General features: G+C 71.2%; 21 protein-coding genes. 16 read left to right on the forward strand and 5 right to left on the reverse strand.

Features of this window, described 5'->3' with window-relative positions; all coding sequences use genetic code 11:
* Positions 1-39 precede the first annotated feature (39 nt).
* From ACWCP6_RS04695 to ACWCP6_RS04705, 3 genes are read right to left on the reverse strand one after another with little or no spacing between them, the layout of a single operon-like run.
* Complete coding sequence (locus ACWCP6_RS04695; RefSeq protein ID WP_450930860.1) at positions 40-1,188, reverse strand: acyltransferase family protein; 1,149 nt, start codon at positions 1,186-1,188, stop codon at positions 40-42.
* Positions 1,185-2,570 carry an alpha-2,8-polysialyltransferase family protein gene (locus ACWCP6_RS04700; RefSeq protein WP_450930861.1) on the reverse strand — a complete coding sequence of 462 codons (1,386 nt, stop codon included), beginning with the start codon at positions 2,568-2,570 and terminating at the stop codon, positions 1,185-1,187. The genes ACWCP6_RS04695 and ACWCP6_RS04700 overlap by 4 nt, the downstream gene beginning before the upstream one ends.
* Entirely contained in the window at positions 2,567-3,544 is a 978-nt protein-coding gene (locus ACWCP6_RS04705) for a glycosyltransferase family 2 protein (RefSeq protein ID WP_450930862.1), read from the reverse strand. Before ACWCP6_RS04705 ends, ACWCP6_RS04700 begins: the two co-directional genes overlap by 4 nt.
* Before the next feature lie 198 nt (positions 3,545-3,742).
* Here ACWCP6_RS04705 and ACWCP6_RS04710 point away from each other — a divergent pair, with 198 nt between their 5' ends.
* The 15 genes from ACWCP6_RS04710 to ACWCP6_RS04780 all read left to right on the forward strand — a co-directional run bounded on the left by ACWCP6_RS04710 (position 3,743) and on the right by ACWCP6_RS04780 (position 20,664).
* Positions 3,743-5,065, forward strand: coding sequence for a DUF6716 putative glycosyltransferase (locus ACWCP6_RS04710; protein ID WP_450930863.1), 1,323 nt, complete (start codon positions 3,743-3,745; stop codon positions 5,063-5,065).
* 38 nt (positions 5,066-5,103) lie between these two features.
* The gene (locus ACWCP6_RS04715; RefSeq protein WP_450930864.1) at positions 5,104-6,405 is read left to right on the forward strand and encodes a cytidylyltransferase domain-containing protein; all 1,302 of its coding nucleotides are present in this window, start codon (positions 5,104-5,106) and stop codon (positions 6,403-6,405) included.
* Between the two features lie 14 nt (positions 6,406-6,419).
* Positions 6,420-7,358 carry an N-acetylneuraminate synthase family protein gene (locus ACWCP6_RS04720; protein ID WP_450930865.1) on the forward strand — a complete coding sequence of 313 codons (939 nt, stop codon included), beginning with the start codon at positions 6,420-6,422 and terminating at the stop codon, positions 7,356-7,358.
* Positions 7,359-7,566: 208 nt separating this feature from the next.
* A complete protein-coding gene (locus ACWCP6_RS04725; protein WP_450930866.1) occupies positions 7,567-8,760 on the forward strand; it encodes a hypothetical protein in 1,194 nt (397 codons plus the stop codon).
* Positions 8,761-9,340: 580 nt separating this feature from the next.
* Entirely contained in the window at positions 9,341-9,817 is a 477-nt protein-coding gene (locus tag ACWCP6_RS04730) for a GNAT family N-acetyltransferase (protein WP_450930867.1), read from the forward strand.
* A 193-nt stretch (positions 9,818-10,010) separates the two neighbouring features.
* Entirely contained in the window at positions 10,011-10,475 is a 465-nt protein-coding gene (locus ACWCP6_RS04735) for a hypothetical protein (protein ID WP_450930868.1), read from the forward strand.
* On the forward strand, positions 10,456-10,944 hold the full coding sequence (locus ACWCP6_RS04740; RefSeq protein ID WP_450930869.1) for a hypothetical protein: 489 nt from the start codon (positions 10,456-10,458) through the stop codon (positions 10,942-10,944). Before ACWCP6_RS04735 ends, ACWCP6_RS04740 begins: the two co-directional genes overlap by 20 nt.
* A 396-nt stretch (positions 10,945-11,340) precedes the next feature.
* Positions 11,341-12,627 (forward strand): amidohydrolase, encoded by a 1,287-nt coding sequence (locus ACWCP6_RS04745; protein WP_450931106.1) that lies wholly within the window; start codon positions 11,341-11,343, stop codon positions 12,625-12,627.
* 392 nt (positions 12,628-13,019) lie between these two features.
* Positions 13,020-14,078 (forward strand): BMP family lipoprotein, encoded by a 1,059-nt coding sequence (locus ACWCP6_RS04750; protein WP_450930870.1) that lies wholly within the window; start codon positions 13,020-13,022, stop codon positions 14,076-14,078.
* Positions 14,079-14,279: 201 nt separating this feature from the next.
* The gene (locus tag ACWCP6_RS04755) at positions 14,280-15,857 is read left to right on the forward strand and encodes an ABC transporter ATP-binding protein (RefSeq protein ID WP_450931107.1); all 1,578 of its coding nucleotides are present in this window, start codon (positions 14,280-14,282) and stop codon (positions 15,855-15,857) included.
* On the forward strand, positions 15,854-16,987 hold the full coding sequence (locus ACWCP6_RS04760; protein WP_450930871.1) for an ABC transporter permease: 1,134 nt from the start codon (positions 15,854-15,856) through the stop codon (positions 16,985-16,987). Before ACWCP6_RS04755 ends, ACWCP6_RS04760 begins: the two co-directional genes overlap by 4 nt.
* A complete protein-coding gene (locus tag ACWCP6_RS04765) occupies positions 16,984-18,276 on the forward strand; it encodes an ABC transporter permease (protein ID WP_450930872.1) in 1,293 nt (430 codons plus the stop codon). Before ACWCP6_RS04760 ends, ACWCP6_RS04765 begins: the two co-directional genes overlap by 4 nt.
* Positions 18,273-18,674, forward strand: a complete 402-nt coding sequence (locus tag ACWCP6_RS04770) for a cytidine deaminase (protein WP_450930873.1) — start codon at positions 18,273-18,275, stop codon at positions 18,672-18,674. Before ACWCP6_RS04765 ends, ACWCP6_RS04770 begins: the two co-directional genes overlap by 4 nt.
* A 129-nt stretch (positions 18,675-18,803) precedes the next feature.
* The gene (locus ACWCP6_RS04775; RefSeq protein ID WP_450930874.1) at positions 18,804-20,081 is read left to right on the forward strand and encodes a thymidine phosphorylase; all 1,278 of its coding nucleotides are present in this window, start codon (positions 18,804-18,806) and stop codon (positions 20,079-20,081) included.
* 223 nt (positions 20,082-20,304) lie between these two features.
* On the forward strand, positions 20,305-20,664 hold the full coding sequence (locus ACWCP6_RS04780; protein WP_450930875.1) for an STAS domain-containing protein: 360 nt from the start codon (positions 20,305-20,307) through the stop codon (positions 20,662-20,664).
* Here the strand turns inward: ACWCP6_RS04780 and ACWCP6_RS04785 are convergent.
* Positions 20,548-21,558, reverse strand: coding sequence for a sigma-70 family RNA polymerase sigma factor (locus tag ACWCP6_RS04785; protein ID WP_450930876.1), 1,011 nt, complete (start codon positions 21,556-21,558; stop codon positions 20,548-20,550). The genes ACWCP6_RS04780 and ACWCP6_RS04785 overlap by 117 nt on opposite strands.
* A gap of 248 nt (positions 21,559-21,806) precedes the next feature.
* The gene (locus tag ACWCP6_RS04790; RefSeq protein ID WP_450930877.1) at positions 21,807-23,135 is read right to left on the reverse strand and encodes an MFS transporter; all 1,329 of its coding nucleotides are present in this window, start codon (positions 23,133-23,135) and stop codon (positions 21,807-21,809) included.
* A gap of 62 nt (positions 23,136-23,197) precedes the next feature.
* On the opposite strand from ACWCP6_RS04790, the gene ACWCP6_RS04795 reads away from it, so the two are divergent.
* The gene (locus ACWCP6_RS04795) at positions 23,198-24,151 is read left to right on the forward strand and encodes a LysR substrate-binding domain-containing protein (RefSeq protein WP_450930878.1); all 954 of its coding nucleotides are present in this window, start codon (positions 23,198-23,200) and stop codon (positions 24,149-24,151) included.
* Positions 24,152-24,169: the final 18 nt, after the last annotated feature.

Consider the following 24,169-nt stretch of genomic DNA (forward strand, 5'->3'; position numbering starts at 1 on the left):
GAGCCGTTCCCGCCATGAGGGACGGCGAGCGCCGTGTGCTCAGCCCGTGCCGGAACCCGCGCGCCGGGCCGACAGCTGCGCGCGCAGCAGTGGCGTCAGCCACTCCTCGACGAACCGGTTCAGCAGCCACGCCAGCAGCAGCATCGACCCGACCGTGAGCGGGAGCGTCGCGTACGCGGGAATGCCGAGGCTCCGGTGCAGGGCGGTGATGACCACCCAGCCCAGATGCTCGTGCACCAGGTAGAAGGGGTAGGTGAGCGCGCCCGCCACCGTCAGCCAGCGCCAGTTCGCCCAGTGGAAGGCCCCGAGGGCGATCGCACCGACAAGGACGTACCCGGCGGTGACGATCAGGATGATCCACAACGACGAGCGGTACGAGAAGAAGTGCGGGTTCGGCGCGTGCCACAGCCCCGACACCGCGTAGTGCTGCCCGATCAGCCAGCTCACCGCCACGATGCCCCACGCCAGCGCGTCGCGCCGGTCGCGGTGCACGAGGTAGAGGCCCATGCCGCCGACGAAGAACGGCGCGTACTCCGGCATCAGCACGGTGGTGAGGAACGGCTCGCCCGTGCCCTGCGCGATCGCCGCGGCCAGTGTCCAGCAGGCGCAGAAGAGGATCACGCGGCGGCGCGTGACCCCGGGCAGGACCACGCACAGGGCGAACAGGACGTAGAAGCGGACCTCCGCCCAGAGGGTCCAGCACACGCCGAGCACCCGGTCCACGCCGAGCGGCTGTTGCAGCATCGTCAGGTTGAGCAGCGTGTCGCTCGGCGACGTGGTCCTGTACGCCACGTACGGCAGTGCGAAGACCGCGGCGACGAGCAGCACCGCCGCCCAGTAGGCGGGCAGCAGCCGCGACGCGCGCGAGGCGAAGAAGGCCCGCAGCGGCCTGCCCCAGCCGCTCATGCAGATCACGAAGCCGCTGATCACGAAGAAGATCTGCACGCCCATGCAGCCGTAGGCGAACCAGTGGTGCAGGGCGGGGAACTGCGCCTTCGGCGAGGTCCCCCAGGCCTGGGAGATCTCGCCGTCCCGGCCGCCGTAGTGATAGGCCGCGACCATGAGCGCGGCCATCAGACGCAGCCCGTCGAGGGCCCGCAGGCGCGGGGCCCGTACGACGGCCGGGGACGTGCGAGTGGTGCCGGCTCCCGGTGAGGGCGTCGGGAGCGTCGTGCTCGGGGCACTCATCCGAGCGCGGCCCGCTTGATGGACCGGGCGCGCCGCGCGACTCTGCGGACGGTCGCGTTGCGCGGGAGGAACGCGAGCTGCGACGGCACCGCGCCCGGGAGGGCGAGCGCGGTCAGCCGACGGCGCTTGAAGTAGCGCCAGGTGACGGTGTCGAGATGCCGGACGAGATAGCGCTCGGCATCGGGCCGCCGGTGCGGATAGATCTTCGGCTGCATGGCGAAGCCGACGGCCGTGACCAGGCCGTTCAGCGTGTCGATGTCCGTGTCGAGCCGCTGCGCCTCGACCGCCGCGCGGTCGGTCAGTTCCGGCAGCAGTACGTCGACGACCGTGACGGGCACGCGGTTGCTGTTCTCGTACGGGGTCAGGCGTTCGAGCAGCAGCTCCGTGCCGATCCGTGCCACCGGCAGGCCGTAGAACGAGGACGCGGTGAGCAGCGCCGTCGAGAAGCAGCCGACGACCAGGGCCGGGCGCATCCGCTGGTACAGCACCTCGGCGAGCACGGGCGTGTCCAGCACCGTCAGCTCGACGCCCAGTCGCTCGGCCTCCTTCTCCAGGTTCCGCGACCAGCGCTCCGGGGCCGTCGGATGGGGCTTGAACACGATCCGCGTGTGACCGAGAGCGGCGGCGCCGCGCAGCATCCGTACGTGGAGGTTCTCCTCCTCCTCGGCGGTGAGGATCTCCAGCGCGGAGAGGTACTGGCCGAGCAGTAGGGCGGGCTCGGAGACCTCCGGGAGGGAGTCCTCCCTGTCCGCGAGCTCGGCGAGCACCTTGACGAACGCCTCGGTCGGCACGATCTCCGGCGCGACGTCGAACTCGGTGAGCAGCAGCGGCGTCAGGCCGGGCACCAGGTCCAGGTGGAGGAGGCGGTCCACGCGGGAGCCGACGAGCGGGTCGAGCTTGTTGCGGGTGGGGCCGTAGCTCATCAGGCCGTCCGCGTAGACGGTGACGGGGGCACCGCTGAAGATCTGTGCCACGGCCGTGGCCGGGTTGACCTGGATGGACTCCAGGGCCAGCTCCACGGCGTCGTCCCCGAGGCCCCAGGCGAGCCGCAGATGGCGCTCCCACAGCGGTACGTCGTCGGCGCGGGGCGCCCAGCCGCCGGGGTGGAAGGGGGAGATGGTCTCGTTCCACGACAGCACGTCGTCGAAGCGGCCGCGCAGCCGCTCGAAGCCGGGCGCCTCGTCCAGCGGCGGCGTCGTCTCCGGCGTGGCCGCGTTGTTGGCGACGAGCAGGATCCGGCGGTCGGCGGGGCCGAAGCAGTCGGAGTCCAGGGCGGCGGCGAGGGTGGCGACGCCGTAGAGGGTGGAGGCGAGGAAGATCTGCGTGGTCCGGGAGGAGGCGCCCGGGGTCGTGGGTGCTCCGCCGAGGGTCGTGCTGCTCACGCGGCCACCCCCGCCGGGGCGGGCCGGCGGCGCAGACGGCGCAGCCGCGTCGCCCGCTCCAGGTCCATCGAATCGAGTGCGTCGTCCAGGACGTCCTGCGGCATCCGCTTCAGTGCGGCGGCACTCATGGCCTTCAGTTTCCGCGCCACGGGTGGTTCGAACCTTTCGATGGATCCCAAATGGTGGCTGATAATCGCGCAATACGTGCGGACTGCCTTCGGCAGCAGTTTTTCCGCGTCGTGATCCTCGGCCGTTTCCTTTACCACCTGGTCGAACGCACGAATGAAATCGAGCTGACGCACGTCACCGATCTGCGTGAGGGAGGACGCGACGCCGCGCCGGTAGAACACGCCCAGCAGGCCGACCGTCGCGAAGGAATCCGCCTCCCGGTGCAGCTTCCAGATCCAGGGCCGGTCCTCGGCGGTCCGCAGCCCGTCGGTGAAGTGCAGCAGGCCCTTGTCGAGCAGCCGCCGGTGGTAGATGCCGGCCCAGGCGTACGCGTAGTCGACGGAGGTGGAGCGGTCGGCGGGCAGTATCGCGTCGCGGGGGCGCATCACGACCCCGCGCCGGCCGTGCGGCACGCGGTGGATCGCCCGGGCCCGTGCCGTGCACTGGACGTGGTCGGTACGCAGGAAGTCGCACCCCAGTTCCTCGATCGCGGAGACGAGCCGGCCGTAGTGGCCGGGCGCGAGCCAGTCGTCGCCGTCCAGGAAGGTGAGGTACTCGCCGCGAGCCGCGTCGATCCCCGTGTTGCGGGCGGTCGCGAGGCCGCCGTTCTTCTCGTGTCTGATGTGCACCGCACCGGGCAGCTCGCGAGCAGCCCGTTCGAGGATGTCGGGAGTCTCATCCTTCGAACAGTCGTCGACGAGAATGAATTCGAAGTCGTCGCGCGCGTTCGCGCGCAGACTCCTCAGGGTGTCGGGCGCGTATTGCTGCACGTTGTAGAACGGCACGATGACGGAGAGCTTAACCACCTGGGTGACGTTAGGTGTCGGTCCGGCATTCGTCTTGACCCACGGTGAGATGTCAGGTGAACGACACGTGGCGGAATAGTGAACCGGCCTGTTTCTCCAGGGTTTCGGGGGCCGATTCGCCATTCGTCGACGTGCTGTTAACCGTTTGTTGCATTCAGGTTGGGCCGTGGCTCGGAATGCCTTCCTAGCGTCGTCGACGTGCCAGCAAGTACCACGAAGTCCCTGCGGATCGCCGTCCTGGCGGACTCCGATACTCGATGGAAATGGGGCGCGCTCACCGCGAACCGCATCGAATCGGACATAGTGCTCGACGGCTTTCTGCTGCGCGGCCGGGCGACCCCCACCGCCCGCCAGCTGAAGGAAGTGGGCGTGCGTGCGGCCTCCCTCAAGGAGGTCACCGCCGTCGAATTCCTGAGGGACGTGTCCGACAGCGACCGGGAGCCGTACGACGTCGTCGTACTGGCCCTCGTCGGCGGTGCCGTCCAGGCGATGCTGCACGGCCTCGCCCAGGCCTGGCAGGGCCGCACCAGGCGTCCCGTCGTCGTCACCGGCTATGTCGGCGTCGTCTACGAGAAGCTCGCCGACGGCCTGCTGCTGCGGCACGGGGCGGACCTCGTCCTCGCCAACTCCCGCCAGGACGCGGAGCGGTTCCGCGCCGTGTACGAAGGAGTGGGCGCCGACGCCTCGTCGGTCGTGGAGACCGCGCTGCCGTTCCTCGGCGGCGCCCCCTACGACAAGGACGAGCCGCACGACCCCTACACGGTCGTCTTCGCCGCCCAGCCCTCCGTCCCGGAGAGCCGCGCGGACCGCACCTACCTGCTGGACCGGCTCGTCCGGCACGCCCGGCTGCACCCCGCCCGCGAGGTGCTGCTGAAGCTGCGCAGCAAGCCGGGTGAGCACACCACCCACATCGAGGAACTGCCGTACCAGAAGCTGGCCCAGCGGATCGAGGGCGGCCTGCCGGCCAACTTCCGCCTCGTCTACGGACACATGGGCGAGGTCCTGGACCGCACCGACCTGCTCGTCACGGTCTCCTCGACCGCCGCGCTGGAGTCCCTGCACCGGCGCATCCCGACGGCCGTCCTCACCGACCTCGGGGTACGCGAGGCGCTCGGCAACCACCACTTCATCGGCTCCGGGTGCCTCGCGTCCTGGGACGCCCTGGACACGGGGCACGCCCCGCAGCCCGACCCGGAGTGGGTGGCCCGGCAGGGCGTCGCGTCCGACGGGACGTACGAGACGTTCTTCGACGCCGCGCGCGAGCGCGTCGCCAAGCTGCTCGCCCGGCCCGAACTGCAGCCGCTCGCCCCGTACTACACGCGCGCCACCGCCTCCGGCTATCTGCCCGGCATCCTCGCCCGCCACCACCTGGACCCCGACGGCGCCCCGCTGCCCGGTGCACCCGGCGCCGACAAGGAGCCGGGCCCTGTACGGCAGATCGTGCGCCGCGCGGCCCGCGGCGCCTACCGCCACGGCGTGCAGCGCGTCGCACCGGTCATCCGGCGCATGGGCGAGCTGTGACGACCCGGCACACCGATTTCTTCCAAGGAGACCCGTCCATGACCAACCCGGAAGCGGGCACAGCGGCGCCGGTGCGCCGTGTCCTCGCCGTGATCCCCGCACGCGGCGGCTCCAAGGGCGTACCCGCCAAGAACCTCGCCCCCGTCGGCGGTGTGCCCCTCGTGGCCCGCGCCGTCCGCGAGTGCCGTGCGACCCGGCTGGTCACGGACGTCGTCGTCTCCACGGACGACGCCGCCATCGCCGCGGCCGCCCGCGCGGCCGGCGCCGAGGTGGTCCTGCGCCCCGCCGCCATCGCCGGCGACACGGCGACCAGCGAGGCCGCCGTACTGCACGCCATGGACGCCCACGAGGCCCAGCACGGCGTCTCCGTCGACGTCGTCCTGCTCGTCCAGTGCACCAGTCCGTTCGTGATCCGCGAGGACGTCGACGCGGTCGCCGCAGCGGTGGTGGAGAACGGCGCGGACACCGCGGTGACCGTCGCGCCCTTCCACGGCTTCGTCTGGCGCGACGCCGCCGACGACGGCGGCACCGCCGCGATCGGCGCCCAGCGCACCTCCGACACCATGGGCGGCGCAGCCGCCACGGTCGTCAGGACAACCGGCGGCTACGGCGTCAACCACGACAAGTCCTTCCGCCCGCGCCGCCAGGACCGGCCGCAGGACCTGCTGGAGACCGGCGCCGCGTACGCCATGGACGCCGCCGGGTTCCGCACCGAGAAGCACCGCTTCTTCGGGCACACCGAACTCGTGCGCACCGACCCCGCGCGGGTCCTGGAGATCGACGACCCGCACGACCTGGCCCGCGCCCGCGCGCTGGCCCCCCTCTTCGACGCGGGCCGGCCCGACGCGCTCCCCGCCCGCGACGACATCGACGCGGTCGTACTCGACTTCGACGGCACCCAGACCGACGACAGGGTGCTGATCGACTCCGACGGACGGGAGTTCGTCTCCGTGCACCGCGGGGACGGCCTCGGCATCGCGGCCCTGCGCAAGGCGGGCCTGACGATGCTGATCCTGTCCACGGAACAGAACCCGGTGGTCGCCGCCCGGGCCAGGAAGCTCAAGATCCCGGTCCTCCACGGCATCGACCGCAAGGACCTCGCACTGAAGCAGTGGTGCGAGGAGCAGGGCATCGCGCCTGAGCGCGTGCTCTACGTCGGCAACGACGTCAACGACCTCCCGTGCTTCGCCCTCGCCGGCTGGCCCGTGGCGGTCGCCAACGCCCACGACGTCGTGCGCGGCGCCGCACGCGCGGTCACCACCACCCCGGGTGGCGACGGCGCGATCCGAGAGATCGCCAGCTGGATCCTCGGCCCTTCTCTCGACTCCCTCGACAAGTAAGGAATCCCCCTGTCATGACCCCCAACTCCCGTCTGCGCACCTTCGGTTCCAAGACCGCCGGTCCGGGCCGGCCCGTGTACATCACCGGTGAGATCGGCATCAACCACAACGGTGACCTGGAGAACGCGTTCGCGCTGATCGACGTGGCCGCCGACGCCGGCTGCGACGCGGTCAAGTTCCAGAAGCGCACTCCGGAGATCTGCACCCCGCGCGACCAGTGGGACATCGAGCGCGACACCCCCTGGGGCCGCATGACGTACATCGACTACCGCCACCGTGTGGAGTTCGGCGAGGACGAGTACCGCGCCATCGACGAGCACTGCAAGAAGCGCGGCATCGACTGGTTCGCCTCCCCGTGGGACACCGAGGCCGTGGCCTTCCTGGAGAAGTTCGACCTGCCGGCCCACAAGGTCGCCTCCGCCTCGCTGACGGACGACGAGCTGCTGCGCGCCCTGCGCGCCACCGGCCGCACGGTCATCCTCTCCACGGGCATGTCCACCCCGAAGCAGATCCGCCACGCGGTCGAGGTCCTCGGCTCGGACAACATCCTGCTCTGCCACGCCACGTCGACCTACCCGGCGAAGGCGGAGGAGCTCAACCTGCGCGTCATCAACACCCTCCAGGCCGAGTACCCGAACGTCCCGATCGGCTACTCCGGCCACGAGACCGGTCTGCAGACCACCCTCGCCGCGGTCGCGCTCGGGGCGACCTTCGTCGAGCGCCACATCACCCTCGACCGGGCCATGTGGGGCTCCGACCAGGCGGCGTCCGTCGAGCCGCAGGGCCTGCAGCGCCTGGTCCGCGACATCCGCACCATCGAGGCCTCCCTCGGTGACGGCGTCAAGAAGGTCTACGAGTCCGAGCTCGGCCCGATGAAGAAGCTCCGCCGCGTCGCGGGCGTCATCGCCGAGACCGAGGCGGAGGCCGCGGACCGCGAGCCCGCCGCGGTCTGATCCCGGAAACACCCGCGCAGGACCCGGACCGCGAGCCCGCCTCGGGCCCGGGTCCGCACCGGACACCCGCACCGGACCCGGTCCCGGCCCCGCACCGGGCCCGGTTCCGGTCCGCTCCGGATCCGGCTTCCGGACCGCACCGAACCCCGGCTCCGGAAGCCGGGCCCGGGCCGACCCCAACTGCCGGAAAGGCAACGGTCGTACGACCATGAGTCCCCGCGTCGGGCCGAGTGGCCCCACCTCCACGCTCGCCTTCGTCGAGAGCCCCGTCCAGCTCCTCAACGTGCTGGAGTGGGCGCACACCCAGGCGCCCAGGGCCACCGCGCCCGCCGCGCGCAGGCAGCTCTCCGACGCCGTGCCACCACAGAAGCGGCGCGAGATGGCGACGGCGGTGTCCGAGGAAACCGGCCCGGCCGGGGACGACTCCGCAGAACCCCTCAGTCTGACCCTGGTGGTGCTGTCGCCCACCGACCCCATGACCCGCGGCCAGCTGCGCCGTATGGCCGAACTCGCCCGGGACGAGGGCCACCGGGTGCGCTGGGAGGAGGCGAGGGGCGGCCCCACGGCCCCCTTCCACACGATCGGCGGTCTGACCCCGCTCCTCCGCAAGGCGCGCCGGATCGTCATCGGCGATCCGTTCTCGCGCTACGTACAGCTGCTCCTGACCATCACGCGCGCCCGTGACCTGGTCGTCGTCGACGACGGCACGGCGACGATGGAGTTCGTCTCCCAACTGGCCCAGGGCGAGCGTCTGGTGCGCTGGCACCGCCGCGGCGGCCGCCCCGGCGCCCGCGACCTGGTCTTCGCGCCGGTCTCGGCCTCGGCCCGCCGCCGCCTCACCCCGAACGACCGCCGCACCGTCGAGGTCTTCTCGTCCATGCCGATCGACCGGACCCCCGACGGCGTCCGCGTCACGGCCAACGACTTCGCCTGGACCCGGGCCCGCTTCGGCCCGCCGCGCCTGACGAAGGGCGCGGACCTGGTGGGTACGTCGCTGGTCGAGACGGGGGTGGTGGACCCCGACCGCTACCTGGAAGCGGTCCGCTCCCTCGCCCGCACCCACGGTGCGACCCGCTACTTCGCCCACCGGCGCGAAAGCGCGGAGAAACTCCACCGCCTGGCGGCCGAGACCGGCCTCCAGGTCGTACGCCCCGACCTCCCCCTGGAGCTCATCGCCCGCCGGGGCCCGATCGGCCGTACGATCCTGAGCTTCCCGTCGACGGTCGTGCACACCCTGCCGCTCGCCCTCGTGGGCACCGAAGTGCGCGTCGCCGTCTGCGACATCGACCCGTCCTGGCTCACGGAGAACGCCTCGCCGCGCGCCCAGGGCTTCCTGTCCGGCGTGACGGGCACGGCGCGGGACGTGCACCGGCTGGCTTCCGTGGCGGTGGGTGTGGCCTAGTGCCGCCGCTCACTTGACCACGACGTCGGGCGGTGGCGGGGGCGGCGGGCTCTCCGGGGCGGAGGGGCCGCTGCCCGTGCTGTCCTTGCCCGGCTCGGGGCGCTTCGGATCGTCCGGACAGGCGGGTCCGTCCTTGCCGTTGGTGCCGCGGCCACCGCAGCCCGCCCGACCACGACCGCCGGTGCCGCCCGGAGCCTCGCGGACCTGGGCGTCGCCCCCCCGTTCCTTTGCCGCCCTCGGCGTTGCCGGAGCTGCAGTAGTCGTCGTCGCCGTAGCGCCCGTGGTCGCTGTCGTCCTTGTGACGTCCCTTGTCGCCCTTGCCCTTGTCGTCCTTGTGGTCCTTGTGGTCACTGGTGACCACGGACCCCAGCGCCGGAGCCGCGAAGGCGGCGCCCGCCGGCATCAGGACTCCGCCGGCCAGGAGGGCGGATGTGGCCACCGCGGCCGGACGGCGCAACGGGTGCGCGAGGAATGGGTGCGAGGGTTTGTTGTCGCTGGGGTCGCTGGGGTCGCCGGGGTCGCCGGGGTCGCCCTGGGCGGGACACAAAAACCACTTGATCCACGGCCTTACGGTTTCGGTATGACGAGCACACTCCGCCTCGCCGAGATCACTCCCGACAACGTCGACACCGCGCTGGGCATACGTGTCCGCCCCGACCAGGAGCACGTGGTGGCGCCGGTCGTGAAGTCCCTGGCCGAGGCGTACGCGTACGGCGCGACCGCCTGGCCCCGTCTCATCCTCGACGGCGACCGGCCCGTCGGTTTCCTGATGGCCTTCTTCGACATCGACTGGTGCGGGGACGGCAGCGGAACCGACGTCCGCTCCGGCCTCTGGCGCCTGAACATCGCCGCCGGTGAACAGGGCCGCGGCTACGGCCGGTTCGCGGTCGAGTCGGTAGCCGCCGAGATCCGCCGCCGCGGCGGCACCCGCATGACGCTCACCTGGCACCCGGGCCCGGACGGCCCCGAAGCCTTCTACCTGCGTCTCGGCTTCCGCACGACGGGCGAGGAGAGTGGCGGACAGACGGTGGGGGAGCGGGACTTGACCCGGAGCTGAGCGACTCGGAAGCCATGCGCATACGGCCACCGCGAAGGAGCACGCCGTGTGCCCCCCTTACGCCTCACCAGGAGAACCCGATGGACCCCTTGCAGAACCCTGACGTCAGGGAGCGGACCGAAACGTTCGGCCTCGGTACCGATGGTCCGGACCGCCGCACCGCCCACTCGCACCGGTCGTCCGGCGGGCGCGCATGAAGTTCGTCAGGACGTCCTGGGAATCCGGTGGGTTCTATCTGGACCCGAGAGCCTATCTGGCCGAACTACCCCAGCTTCGCGGTCACTTGCCGGCCGGAGCATGGTCCTTCGTCTCCGACCCCGGGCACTACGACATCGCGGGCGCCACGCGCTGTGTGAAGGATCTGGAGCTGGCCGGGATCCACCTTGCCACCGACAAGAGCGGCGGGCTGATCCTGGAGTTCGCGCCCAACGCGTTCAAGCACGACCACGGGCTGCGCATCAGCTATTCGGGTGTACGGCACTTCTCCATCGACTACGAGCACTCCATCGACTGGATGCGTGTCGACACGGTGCTCCTCGACGAGATCCTTCCCGACGAGGACGGCGGTTGCGTGCACGAGATCGAGCTGACCGACGCGCGCATCACGGTTCGTTGCCAGGATCTGGAGGCGGTGTGGGGTGACACGAGGACGGAGTGACGAGCTCGCCGCCCGGCTGAAGCGGCTGTCGCACCGGCCGCACGTGTACGCACGCACCGGAGCGCTGCGCCCGACCGACGGCGCAGCGGGGCTCAAGGCCGCCGTGGCGGCGGAGGTGCACACCCTGGTGCGCCGGCTGTGGCGGGACCACTGGCACGAGTGCGCGGAGAGCCGCACGACCGTCCAACAGGTCGAGGGATCCTTCATGTTGAAGGACGACGCACAGGCTGCCGTCCTGATGGCGGACACGGCCTCGCGCAGCCTGCTGTGGGACATGCCGTTGATGGACGGCGCCGAGGCCGACGATCTCGCCCTTCGGGTGGTCGAGCTGCTCGGGTCGGCGGCGATCTGGTGGTCCAACAGGGACGGATGCACCTTCGACACGGTCACCGGCTGCACGATGGACACCTTCGTCGCCGGGACCGACGGCGAACGGTTCGTGGTCCTGATCCAGGTCGGCGAGGACTGAGACGCATACGTTCGTCGGTCTGACGTTCGAAGAGTGGAAGGCTTCGATCCCTCGATCGCGCCGGAGGTGCGGGTTCCCCGGGGACCGGGGCCCGGAGGTCCCGGGCAGCCCGGATGCGCGGGCGCCGGGGCAGGGGGAACCACCCGAATGCCGACGGGCAGGGCGGCGGCCCGGCGGAACGCCAGGCGAAGTGGGGCGAATCACACCGCATGGCCGGACGTGCCCGCGGCGAAGGCGTGCGGCGCCCGGAACAGGGGTAAATAACATGCCTACCCCTTCCGTGGTCTCGCCATGCGGACAGACGCCAGATTTCTTACGTCAATCCGGCTGAAGTTTTCTTGATCGCACGACAGTTGGCCCCCGTGTCGGCCTACCCTTCAAAGGGTGAACCAATTGATGTCCCGCGATGCTGATGCCGACCTGCCCGGTGAGGGAGAGCTGCCCGGGGAGGGCGGCCTGCCCGGCGAATTCGGGGGCCCCGGTGGCGCCGGGAGCCCGCTGCTCCCGGGTCTGCTGACCGCGGAGCTGCGTGACGAGCTGATCGCGTTCCGGCGCGACATGCACATGCACCCCGAGCTCGGCAACCAGGAGTTCCGCACGACCGCCGCGCTGAAGGCACGGCTGGAGCGGGCGGGGCTCGCCCCCCGGGTGCTCGACACCGGCACGGGGCTCGTATGCGACATCGGTACGTACGACGGCGGGCGGCCCATGCTGGCGCTGCGCGCCGACATCGACGCGCTGCCCATCCCGGACACCAAGCTGGACTGCGCCTACCGGTCGACCGTGCCGGACCGCGCCCATGCCTGCGGCCACGACGTGCACACCACCGTCGTGCTCGGCGCGGGGCTCGCCCTCGCGGAGCTCGAACGGCAGGGAGCGCTGCCGCGGCCGGTCCGGCTGATCTTCCAGCCGGCCGAGGAGGTGCTGCCCGGCGGCGCCACCGACGCGATCGCGTCCGGCGTGCTGAAGGGCGTCGGACGGATCATCGGCGTGCACTGCGACCCGCGCGTCGACGCCGGTCGGATCGGACTGCGGGTCGGTGCGATCACGTCTGCCTGCGACCGGCTGGAGGTCTCGCTCGACGGACCCGGCGGGCACACCGCCCGCCCGCACCTGACCACGGACCTCGTCACTGCCGTCGCCCGCGTCGCCACCGAGGTGCCCCCGCTCGTCGCGCGCCGTATCGACGCCCGCTCGGGACTCTCCGTCACCTGGGGTCGCATCGAGTCGGGGCACGCCTGCAACGTGATCCCGCAGCACGCCGAGCTCGCCGGGACCGTGCGCTGCCTCGACCTGGAGGCCTGGCGGCAGGCGCCCGACCTGGTGCACGCCGCGATCGACGAGATCGCCGGGCTCTACCGGGCCAAGACCGAGATCAACTACGTCCGGGGCGTGCCCCCGGTCGTCAACGACCTGGCCGTGACCGAACTGCTCCGCGACGCGATGACCGTCCGCCGGGGGGTCGAGTCCGTCGAGGACACCGTGCAGAGCCTGGGCGGCGAGGACTTCTCCTGGTACCTGGAGCACGTGCCCGGCGCGATGGCCCGGCTCGGGGTGCGCAAGCCCGGCGACCGCATCGTCCGCGATCTGCACCAGGGCGACTTCGACGCCGACGAGTCCGCGATCACCGTGGGCGTCGAGATGTTCACGGCCGCCGCCCTCCTCGACGCCGCCCGACCGTAGGACGGGTGCCTCCGGGCGGGCAGGGCCGACGCCGTCCCGGACCGCCGGAGTCGCCACGCCCGAGCGCACGATTCACGCCATCGGGACCAGGCCCCGCCCCCGGGGCGAACGGCCCGCGCACCGCGCTGTGCGGGCCGCTCCGCGTGGCGCCGTCATTGCTCAACACCGTTGCGGAAGTGGCCCGGCGACCCCGTCGAGTGAGTGATCGCTGTCCCTCCGTCAGCACCCGCCCCCGTGCGGCGTAACCCTGTGCCATGCAGGCGTTCAAGAGCTGTTCGCGTCAAATCGATAACGGCTTCTGAAGGGGGCTGTATCGGGCATCTACGCGCGTTACGATGCCGCGAAACAAGCGCCGCACAGGCGCCCCAGGTCAGGTTGATTAGGAGCCTCCCTTGCGCCGGGTAGCCAAGATCTCCGCCGCGTGTCTGACGACCGCGGCTCTCGCGCTCACCGCCACCGCGTGCGGCAGCACTTCGAATGAGAACGAGTCCAACGCTTCGTCCTCCGCCGGTGGCGGCAAGGGCGTGAAGATCGGTCTCGCCTTCGATGTCGGCGGCCGTGGTGACCACTCGTTCAACGACTCCGCCGCGCGCGGTGCCGACAAGGCCAAGTCCGAGTTCGGCGGCTCCACCAAGGAGCTCACCGCCAAGACCTCGGACACCGAGGCCGACCGCGAGCAGCGTCTGTCCGACCTCGCGGACGCGGGCTTCAACCCCGTCATCGGTGTCGGCTACGCCTACGCCAACTCGATGACCAAGGTCGCGGCGAAGTACCCGAAGACCACCTTCGGCATCGTCGACTCCGTGGTGAACACCAAGAACACCGACAGCATCGTCTTCACCGAGGAGCAGGGCTCCTACCTGGCCGGCGTCGCCGCCGCCCTGAAGACCAAGAAGGACCACGTCGGGTTCATCGGTGGCGTGGACGTTCCGCTGATCAAGAAGTTCGAGGCGGGCTACGTCCAGGGCGTCAAGGACACCAACCCGAAGATCAAGGTCGACGTCCAGTACCTGAGCCACGGCTCCGACACCTCCGGCTTCGCCAGCCCCGACAAGGGCAAGGAAGCCGCGCAGGGCATGCTCGACAAGGGCGCGGACGTCATCTACTCCGCGGCCGGCTCCTCCGGCAACGGCGCGATCGAGGCCGTCCACGGGCAGAAGGGTGCCTGGGCCGTCGGCGTCGACTCGGACCAGTACAACATCCCGGGTCTGGCCAAGTACAAGAAGTCGATCCTGACCTCCGTCGTCAAGAACGTCGACGTCGGTGTGTACGACCTCATCAAGTCCGTCCACGACGGCAAGCCGCTGACCGGCACCAACAGCTACTCGCTGGCGAAGAAGGGTGTCTCCCTCGCCACCAGCGGTGGCAACATCGACGACATCAAGAAGCAGCTGGACGCCGCCCAGCAGAAGATCGTCGACGGCAAGATCAAGGTCAAGACGACCCCGTGACCCGTCGGTCACGGGAGGCACCAGCCCTTCCGTGACCTCACGGTCCCGGCGGACCTCGGCTCGGTGAGGGGGGCGACCCACCGCCCCTCCCACCGAGCCATAACAATGTGTCAACTCTACGCGTGTAGCTAGGAGTTGCCGCGCTAGCGTCGCCGACGCCCGCCCTCCCCCGAAGTCCCTTTCCCCCGAGGAGAGTGCGCCATCAACGCGTCCAGCCCTCCCGCTGCCGTCGAACTGCGCGGCATCACCAAGCGTTTCCCCGGTGTCGTCGCCAACCGCGACATCGACATCACCGTCCGCAAGGGCACCGTCCATGCCCTCTGCGGTGAGAACGGTGCCGGCAAGTCGACCCTGATGAAGATCCTCTACGGCATGCAGAAGCCGGACGAGGGCACCATCACCGTCGACGGCGAACAGGTCACCTTCCAGAGCCCCTCCGACGCGATCGAGCGCGGCATCGGCATGGTGCACCAGCACTTCATGCTGGCCGACAACCTCACGGTCCTCGAGAACGTGGTCCTCGGCGCGGAGAAGCTGTTCGGCATCGGCGCCAAGGCGCGCAAGAAGATCAAGGAGATCTCCGACGCGTACGGCCTGAACGTGCGGCCCGACGTTCTCATGGAGGAACTCGGCGTCGCCGACCGCCAGCGCGTGGAGATCCTCAAGGTCCTCTACCGCGGCGCCCGCACGCTGATCCTCGACGAGCCGACCGCCGTCCTCGTGCCGCAGGAGGTCGACGCGCTCTTCGACAACCTGCGCGAGCTCAAGTCCGAGGGCCTCACGGTCATCTTCATCTCGCACAAGCTCGGCGAGGTGCTCTCCGTCGCCGACGAGATCACCGTCATACGGCGCGGCACCACCGTCGGCACCGCCGACCCCAGGACGACCACCTCCAAGCAGCTCGCCGAGCTGATGGTCGGCAGCGAGCTGCCGTCGCCGGAGACCGAGGAGTCCACCGTCACGGACGTCCCGATGCTCAAGGTCGACGGACTGCGCCTGACGCAGACCGACCTCGACGGCGTCGAGCGGGTCATCCTCGACGACATCACCTTCACCATCCACAAGGGCGAGGTCCTCGGCATCGCCGGCGTGGAGGGCAACGGCCAGTCCGAGCTCGTCGAGGCGATCATGGGCATCCGTGACCCCGACGGCGGTCTCGTCGTGCTCGACACGGACAACATCTCGCACACGCCCACGCGCAAGCGCCGTGAGGGCGGCATCGGCTACATCCCCGAGGACCGCCACCGCCACGGCCTGCTGCTCGAAGCACCGCTGTGGGAGAACCGCATCCTCGGTCACGTCACCGAGCGGCCCAACTCCAGGGGCGGACTCCTCGACACCAAGGCCGCGCGCACGGACACCGAGCGGATCGTCCGCGAGTACGACGTCCGCACCCCCGGCATCGACGTGACCGCCGCCTCCCTGTCCGGCGGCAACCAGCAGAAGCTGATCGTCGGCCGCGAGATGAGCCACGACCCCAAGCTCCTGATCGCCGCCCACCCCACGCGCGGCGTGGACGTCGGCGCGCAGGCGCAGATCTGGGACCAGATCCGCGAGGCCCGCCGCGAGGGCCTGGCGGTGCTGCTGATCTCCGCCGACCTGGACGAGCTGATCGGCCTGTCCGACACCCTGCGGGTCATGTACCGCGGCCGCCTGGTCGCCGACGCCGACCCCGCGACCATCACACCGGAGGAGCTGGGCTCCGCCATGACGGGTGCGGCCACCGGCCACCTGGAGCACCCGACGGACTCGGAGCGTTCGGAGGACGAAGCCGAATGAAGAAGCTGACCTCACGGATCGACAAGGAGCGGCTGCTCCTCGGTATCGCGGCGCCGCTGCTGGCGATCGTCGCGGCCCTCATCGTCACCATGCTGGTGATCATGGCGACCGGCAAGGACCCGTTCGCCGCGTTCAGCGACATGCTGACGTACGGCTCGGCCAGCGACAGCCAGGTCTACATCCTCAACAAGGCGACGACCTACTACCTGTCCGGCGTCGCGGTGGCCATCGGCTTCCGGATGAACCTGTTCAACATCGGTGTCGACGGCCAGTACCGGCTCGCCGCGTTCTTCGCGGCGGTGCTCGGCGGCGCGCTGACCCTGCCGGGCTTCATCTCCATTCCGCTGATCATCATCTGCGCGATGGTCGTCGGTGCCCTGTGGGCCGCCATCGCCGGTGTCCTGAAGGTGACCCGCGGCGTCAGCGAGGTCATCTCGACGATCATGCTGAACGCGATCGCCACCGCGATCATCGCCTACCTGCTCCAGCCCGGCCGTCTCGGCGAGCTCCAGCAGGGCGGCACCCTCGTCTCCACGAAGCCGCTGCCCGAGAGCTCGTGGTTCTTCAGCATCGACGCCGGCCCGGCCGGTGTGCTGTGGGGCTTCATCGTGATCGCCGCGCTCGTCGGTGTCGCGTACTGGTTCGTGCTCGGCCGTACCCGCTTCGGCTTCGACCTGCGCACGGTCGGTCAGTCCGAGTCGGCCGCCGCCGCGAGCGGCGTCAGCGTCAAGCGCATGATCGCCACCAGCATGATCATCTCCGGTGCCGTGGCCGGTCTGGTCGGCATGCCGACCCTGCTCAACGACAGCCACCAGTTCGGCAACGACTTCCCTGCCGGTATCGGCTTCACCGGCATCGCCATCGCGCTGCTCGGCCGCAACAGCCCGGTCGGCATCGCGCTGGGCGCGCTGCTCTGGGGCTTCCTGGAGCGCACCACCAACCACCTGGAGTTCCAGGGGTACGACAAGGAGATCCTCGGCGTCATCCAGGGCGTCATCGTCCTGTGCGTCGTCATCGCCTACGAGGTCGTGCGCCGCTACGGCCTCAAGCGCCAGCAGCAGCGCGTCGGTGCGGAGCTCGCCGCCCAGGCAGCCGCCGCCTCGTCCGAGAACCAGGAGGTGGCGAAGTGACTGCCACGATGACCGAGACGCCGCCCCCCGCGGCGCCCAAGGCGGCCGGCGCCTCGCCGCTCAAGCGGCGGCGTCACTCGCCCGCGCAGATCACGCTGATGATCGCGGGCGCCCTGCTCCTGGTCGCGGCCGTCCGTGTCGCGACCGGAGCCGACCAGCTCACCTCCGAGGGCCAGATCAGCGCCGCGGTCGGCCTCGCCGTGCCGATCGCGCTCGCCGGCCTCGCCGGTCTGTGGTCCGAGCGCTCCGGTGTGGTCAACATCGGCCTCGAAGGCATGATGATCCTCGGCACCTTCGGTGCCGGCTGGATCGGCTGGCAGACCAACCCCTGGCTCGGCCTGCTGTGCGGCATCGGCTTTGGTGTCATAGGCGGCCTGGTGCACGCGGTCGCCACGATCACCTTCGGCGTCGACCACATCGTCTCCGGTGTGGCCGTCAACCTGCTGGCGCTGGGCGCCACCCAGTACCTCGCCAAGATCTTCTTCTCCGAGGGCACGGCCTCGGCCAAGGGCGGCAACCCCAAGCAGTCCCCGCCGGTCGACAGCCTTCCCAGCGTCACCATCCCCGGCCTGTCCAGCGGGCTGAAGTCGATCGAGAAGCACCACTGGTTCTTCGTCTCCGACCTGGCCGGCATCCTCGGCGGCCTGGTCACCGACGTGTCCGTGGTGACGATCCTCGCCGTGGTCCTGTTCGTCGGCAGCTGGTGGATCCTGTGGCGCACGTCGTTCGGCCTGCGGCTGCGCTCCTGCGGTGAGAACCCGATCGCGGCGGAGTCCCTCGGCGTCAACGTGTACTCGTACAAGTACGCCGCCGTCGCCGTCTCGGGCGGCCTCGCCGGTCTCGGTGGTGCGTTCCTGGCGCTGGTCACCTCGCACACGTACCTGGAGGGCCAGACCGGTGGCCGCGGTTACATCGGCCTCGCGGCGATGATCTTCGGCAACTGGCGGCCCGGCGGGGTCGCGGTCGGCGCCGGCCTGTTCGGCTTCTCCGACGCGCTCCAGCTGCGCAACGGCGGCGAGACGGTGCACGCGCTGCTGCTCCTGCTGTTCGTCCTGCTGGTGCTGCTCTCGCTGTGGAAGCTGTACCGCAAGGCGCTGTGGCAGGCCGCGTTCAGCGCGGTCACGGCCGTGCTGATCCTCGTCTGGTACCTGCTCACGGACGACGTCCCGAGCGACTTCGTCGGCGCGACCCCGTACATCGTCACCCTGCTGGTGCTGTCCCTGTCGGCGCAGCGCCTGCGGATGCCCAAGGCTGACGGTATGCGCTACCGCAAGGGACAGGGCAAGTGACCTCCGCCGGGACTTCGGCCGACTGGGCGGCGCTGCGTGCGGCGGCCCGGGACGCGATGTCCCGGGCGTACGCCCCGTACTCGGGCTACCCGGTCGGCGCCGCCGCGCTCGTCGACGACGGCCGCGTCGTCACGGGCTGCAACGTGGAGAACGCCTCGTACGGCCTCGGGCTGTGCGCCGAGTGCGGCCTGGTCTCCGCGCTGCAGCTCGGCGGCGGCGGCCGGCTGACGCACTTCGTGTGCGTCGACGGCGACGGCGCGGTGCTGGTGCCCTGCGGGCGCTGTCGCCAGTTGCTGCACGAATTCGGCGGCCCGGAGCTGCTGCTGGAGACCCCGGCGGGCGTCGTGCCCATGTCGGAGATGCTTCCGCAGGCCTTCGGCCCCGACCATCTGAAGTAGCACCCGCGGCCCCCGCACCACGGTGTGGGGGCCGCACCCACACCCAGCCTCTATGCGCGTAGAGTCGCGTGTACTTGACGTACGTCACCGACCTGCGGCGTACGTACGGAACGTGCCGGAAGGAATGCCATGGACGCCATCTCCGTCATCCGCACCAAGCGGGACCGCGGTGAGCTCAGCGACGAGCAGATCGACTGGGTCATCGACGCCTACACCCGCGGCGTAGTCGCCGACGAGCAGATGTCGTCGCTGGCCATGGCGATCCTGCTGAACGGCATGAACCGCCGTGAGATCGCCCGCTGGACCGCCGCGATGATCGCGTCCGGGGAGCGCATGGACTTCTCGTCGCTGTCCCGGCCGACCGCCGACAAGCACTCCACGGGCGGCGTCGGCGACAAGATCACGCTGCCGCTCGCCCCGCTGGTCGCCGCCTGCGGCGCGGCCGTCCCGCAGCTCTCGGGCCGCGGCCTCGGCCACACCGGCGGCACCCTCGACAAGCTGGAGTCGATCCCCGGCTGGCGCGCGCTGCTCTCCAACGAGGAGATGCTGCACGTCCTCGACACCACCGGCTCGGTGATCTGCGCCGCAGGCGACGGCCTGGCCCCCGCCGACAAGAAGCTCTACGCCCTGCGCGACGTCACCGGCACCGTCGAGGCCATCCCGCTGATCGCCTCCTCGATCATGTCGAAGAAGATCGCCGAGGGCACGGGCTCCCTGATCCTCGACGTCAAGGTCGGCACGGGCGCCTTCATGAAGACCGTCGAGGACGCGCGCGAGCTCGCCTCGACGATGGTGGGACTCGGCACCGACCACGGTGTGAAGACGGTGGCCCTGCTCACCGACATGTCGACGCCGCTCGGCCTCACGGCCGGCAACGCCCTCGAGGTCCGCGAGTCGGTGGAGGTCCTGGCCGGCGGCGGCCCCGCGGACGTCGTCGAGCTGACGCTGGCGCTGGCCCGCGAGATGCTCGACGCGGCCGGTGTCAAGGACGCCGACCCGGCGAAGGCGCTCGCCGACGGCTCCGCCATGGACGTGTGGCGCCGCATGATCGCCGCGCAGGGCGGCGACCCCGACGCCGAGCTGCCGGTCGCCCGTGAGCAGCACGTCGTGACCGCGCCGTCCTCCGGCGTCCTGACCCGGCTCGACGCGTACGACATCGGCGTTGCCGCCTGGCGCCTCGGCGCGGGCCGCGCCCGCAAGGAGGACCCGGTGCAGGCCGGCGCCGGTATCGAACTGCACGCGAAGCCGGGCGACTCGGTCACCGCGGGGCAGCCGCTGCTCACGCTGCACACCGACACCCCCGAGCGGTTCGCGTACGCGCTGGAGGCGATGGAGGGCGCGTACGACGTGTCCGCGGCGGGCACGGTGTTCGAGCCGAAGCCGATCGTTCTGGACCGGATCGCCTGACGTTCCGGTGGTGCCCTGCCGTCGGCGGGGCACCGGCGGCCTGCGGCCCGGGCGGGGTGCTTTCGGCACCGCGCCCGGGCCGACGCTCGTGGTGGCTCCGCAGCGCCGCCACGCGGGTACGGCACCCGCCGCGGCGGGTGCCGCGTCGCCCCTCCCGGGGCTCGGGGCCGTGTAGGGCCCGCGGGCACCGATGAGTTCCGGGCCCGGTCGCCGTCTTCCGTACATGGACACCGCCCCGGGCACCGCCGACCCGGCGCGGCTCGTCGTCCCGGCCGGGCTCGGCCGGGACGATGTGCCGCGCCTGTGTGCGCAGTTGACGGCGCTCTACGCGGCGGGTGCCGCAGCGGCCGTGTGCGACGTCGGCCAGGTGGACGCCGATCTCACGGTGGTGGACGCCCTGGCCCGGCTGCGGCTGACCGCGCTCCGGGCCGGGCGCCCGCTGGCCGTCGAACGCGCGGGACCCGGGCTACGCGCGCTGCTCGGACTGCTCGGGCTCGCCGTCGAGCTGCTCGGGGAAGCCGAAGAGCGGGAACCAGCGCCCGGTGTCCAGGAAGAAGTGCAGTCCCGCGATCCGGCCATCTGAGATATCCAGGACCTGGATCGACCACGGCACATAGCCCGGACCGTCCGGGTCGGGCTTGTAGTGCGCGAACGCCGGCGCGCCGTTCGCCACGGTCGCCAGCAGCCGGGAGTTCGCGCACCCCTGGCCGATCGTCGTCATGAAGCCGGTGATGTCGTCCGTGCCGCGCAGCCACAGGTCGAACGGCGGCATCGTCATCACCGCGTCCTCGCGCAGCAGTGCGGTGAGCGCCGCCATGTCGTACCCCTGGAAGGCCGCCACATAGCGGTCCAGGAGCCTGCGCTGCTCCTCGTCCAGGGGATCGGCGGTGTCGGACTCCTGCCCCGCGTGCTCGGCGAGGGTCGCGCGGGCCCGCTGGAGGGCGCTGTTCACGGAGGCGACGGTGGTCTCGAGCAGCTCGGCGACCTCGCTCGCCTTCCACGCGAGCACCTCGCGCAGCACCAGCACCGCGCGCTGCTTCGGCGGCAGGTGCTGCAGCGCGGCGACGAACGCCAGCCGCACGGACTCGCGCGCCACCGCCGCCTCGGCCGGGTCGGTGATCTCCGGCAGCACCCGCCCGTCCGGCATGGGCTCCAGCCAGGTGTTGTCGGGGCGCGGGCTGAGCGCTGCCTGGGCGAGCGGTGTCGATGCGGTCAGGTCCATGGGACGGGCGCGCCGGTTCCCGGCGTTGAGCATGTCCAGGCACACATTGGTCGCGATCCGGTACAGCCAGGACCGCAGACTCGACCGGCCCTCGAACCTGTCGTAGCTCTTCCAGGCGCGGACGAGGGTGTCCTGCACCGCGTCCTCCGCCTCGAAGGACGAGCCGAGCATCCGGTAGCAGTACCCGGTCAGTTCGACCCGGTACTGCTCCAGCCGGACGTCCAGGTCCGTCTTCGTCACCGTGCTGTCACTCATGGCCAACCCACCCCTGCGCGCCGTCAGGTATCCAGCACTTGGGAAGCTACCGCAGCCCACCGACAACGTCCTGCGGAGCCGTGAAACGCCCAGGTCGGACCGGTTGCTTCACGGAGACGAGCAGATGCCGGTGCTCCGTGCACGGACCGTTGTCTCCCGCGCCGGGGCAGGACCCGCTGCGCCGGGCCCCGGCCGCGGTGCATGCGCCGGGTCCGCGGCCCGCTGCTTCGGCGCGCCCGGGGGAGTGGTCAGCCCCGTACCGCCGCCGCGGCAGGCGCACTCCGCCCGGCCCGCGCCGCGCGCGTCCCGTACAGGGTGATCGCCACGACACCGACCACGGCGAGGAGGCCGAGGGAGACCGTGCCGGCCCAGCCCCGCGCGTGGAAGGCGACCGCGCCGAGCGCGCTGCCCGCGCTGGAGCCGAGGTAGTAGGCGGACTGGTAGAGGGCCGAAGCCTGGGCGCGGCCGTGGGTGGCCGTGTGGCTGACGGACGACGAGGCGACCGCGTGGCCCGCGAAGAAGCCCGCGGTGATCAGGACCAGGCCGAGCAGCACCAGGGGAAGCCGGTCGGTGAGCGTGAGCAGAAGGCCCGCCGACGTCGTGCCGCCCGCCAGGTACAGGGCGCCGCGGCGGCCCAGCCGGGCCACCAGACGGCCGGCCGCCGCCGACGACACCGTGCCGACCAGGTAGACCAGGAAGATCGAGCCGACGATGCCCTGCGGAAGGGAGAACGGGGCCTCGGTCAGGCGGTAGCCGATCACGGTGTAGACCGCGCCGAAGACCGTCATGAACAGTGCGCCGATCCCGTACAGGCGGCACAGCAGCGGGTTCGACAGATGACCGCGGACCGTGCGGGCCAGGGCGCGCGGGTTCAGCGTGCCGGGGGTGAAGTTGCGCGGCGCCGGCAGCAGGACCCGGAACATCACCGCGCACACCACGGCGATCACGCCGACCGTGCCGACGGCGGCCCGCCAGCCCCACTCCTGGGCGACCCAACCGGTGATCACCCGGCCGCTCATGCCGCCGATGCTGTTGCCCGCGACGAACAGGCCGATCGCGGCGATCAGCGCCTTCGGCCGCACCTCCTCGGCGAGGTAGGCCATCGCGGAGGCCGGCAGGCCCGCCAGCGCCGCACCCTGCACCGCACGCAGCGCGACCAGCACCCCGATCGACGGCGCGAACGGCACCAGCAGCCCCACGCCCACGGCGACCGCCAGCGACGCCGTCATCATGGTCCGCCGCCCGTACCGCTCCGACAGCGCGCTCAGCGGCAGGACGCACAGCGCCAGTGCACCGGTCGCCGCCGAGACCGTCCAGCTCGCCTCGCTCGCCGACACCCCGAAGCCGGAGGAGATCAGCGGAAGCAGCGCCTGCGTCGAGTAGAGGAGCGCGAAGGTGGCGACCCCCGCGAGGAAGAGGGCGAAGGACATCCGGCGGTAGCCGGGACCGCCGGGCGTCAGCCGCGAACCGGCGGCCGAGGAGGCCGAGGGGGCCGAGGAGGCGGAGGAAGATGCGGGGGCAAAGGCGGCGGATTCGGCGTCCACGCTGGTGGACGCCGTGGTACTGGCAGCAGGCATGTCTCGAACGTACGGGCCCCGTTTTCATGCGTCCAATGCACGGACTCGGCATAATCGTTCCCATGGTGCATGAGCAGAGGTCACAGCCGCGGCTGTCACCGTCCGGTGACACAGAAGACATCGTGACGCTGCTTGCCCCGCGCCTCGCGCACTTCGCCGGCGTCGCCCGCACCGAGCACGTCACCCGGGCCGCCCAGGAGATGGGCGTGCCCCAGTCGACCCTCTCCCGCGCCCTCGTACGTCTCGAACGGGACCTGGGCGTCGACCTGTTCGCCCGCCGCGGCCGCACCGTGTCGCTGACCCCGGCCGGGCGCACCTTCCTGGCCTCCGTCGAGCGCGCCCTCGGTGAGGTGGAGCGCGCCGCCGAGGCGGTCCGCGCGGACGCCGACCCGGCCTCCGGCAAGGTCGCGTTCGGCTTTCTGCACACCATGGGCTCCGAGACGGTGCCGGAGCTGATCCGGGCCTTCCGCGCCGATCACCCCCGCATCCGCTTCAGCCTCGTGCAGAACTACGGCGAGGCCATGCTCGAAGGGCTCCGCGCGGGCGAACTGGATCTCTGCCTCACCTCGCCGATCCCGGATGCGCCCGATCTGGTCGCGCGGCGGCTCGACGAGCAGCGGCTGCGGCTCGTCGTGCCCGACGACCACCGGCTCGCGGGCCGTCGCCGCATCCGGCTCGCCGAGGCGGCGGAGGAGGTGTTCGTGACACTGGAGCCGGGGTACGGGCTGCGGCGGATCACCGACGACGTGTGCCGTGAGGCGGGCTTCCGGCCCCGCGTCGCCTTCGAGGGGGAGGAGGCCGAGACCCTGCGGGGACTCGTCGCGGCGGGGCTCGGGGTCGCGCTGCTGCCGCCGCCCGCCGTGCCGAGGCCGGGCGTCGTGGAGCTCACGGTCACCGCGCCGCGTGCGGTGCGCGAGATCGGTGTGGCATGGCTCGAAGGGCGGCCGGACACACCGCCGGTGGCGGCGTTCAAACGGTTCCTGCTGTCGCGCAGGGGGCGGTTGCTCAAGGAGTAGGCGTGCCCCGGGGTCACG

It is taken from the genome of Streptomyces sp. NPDC002004 (genome assembly GCF_053593975.1).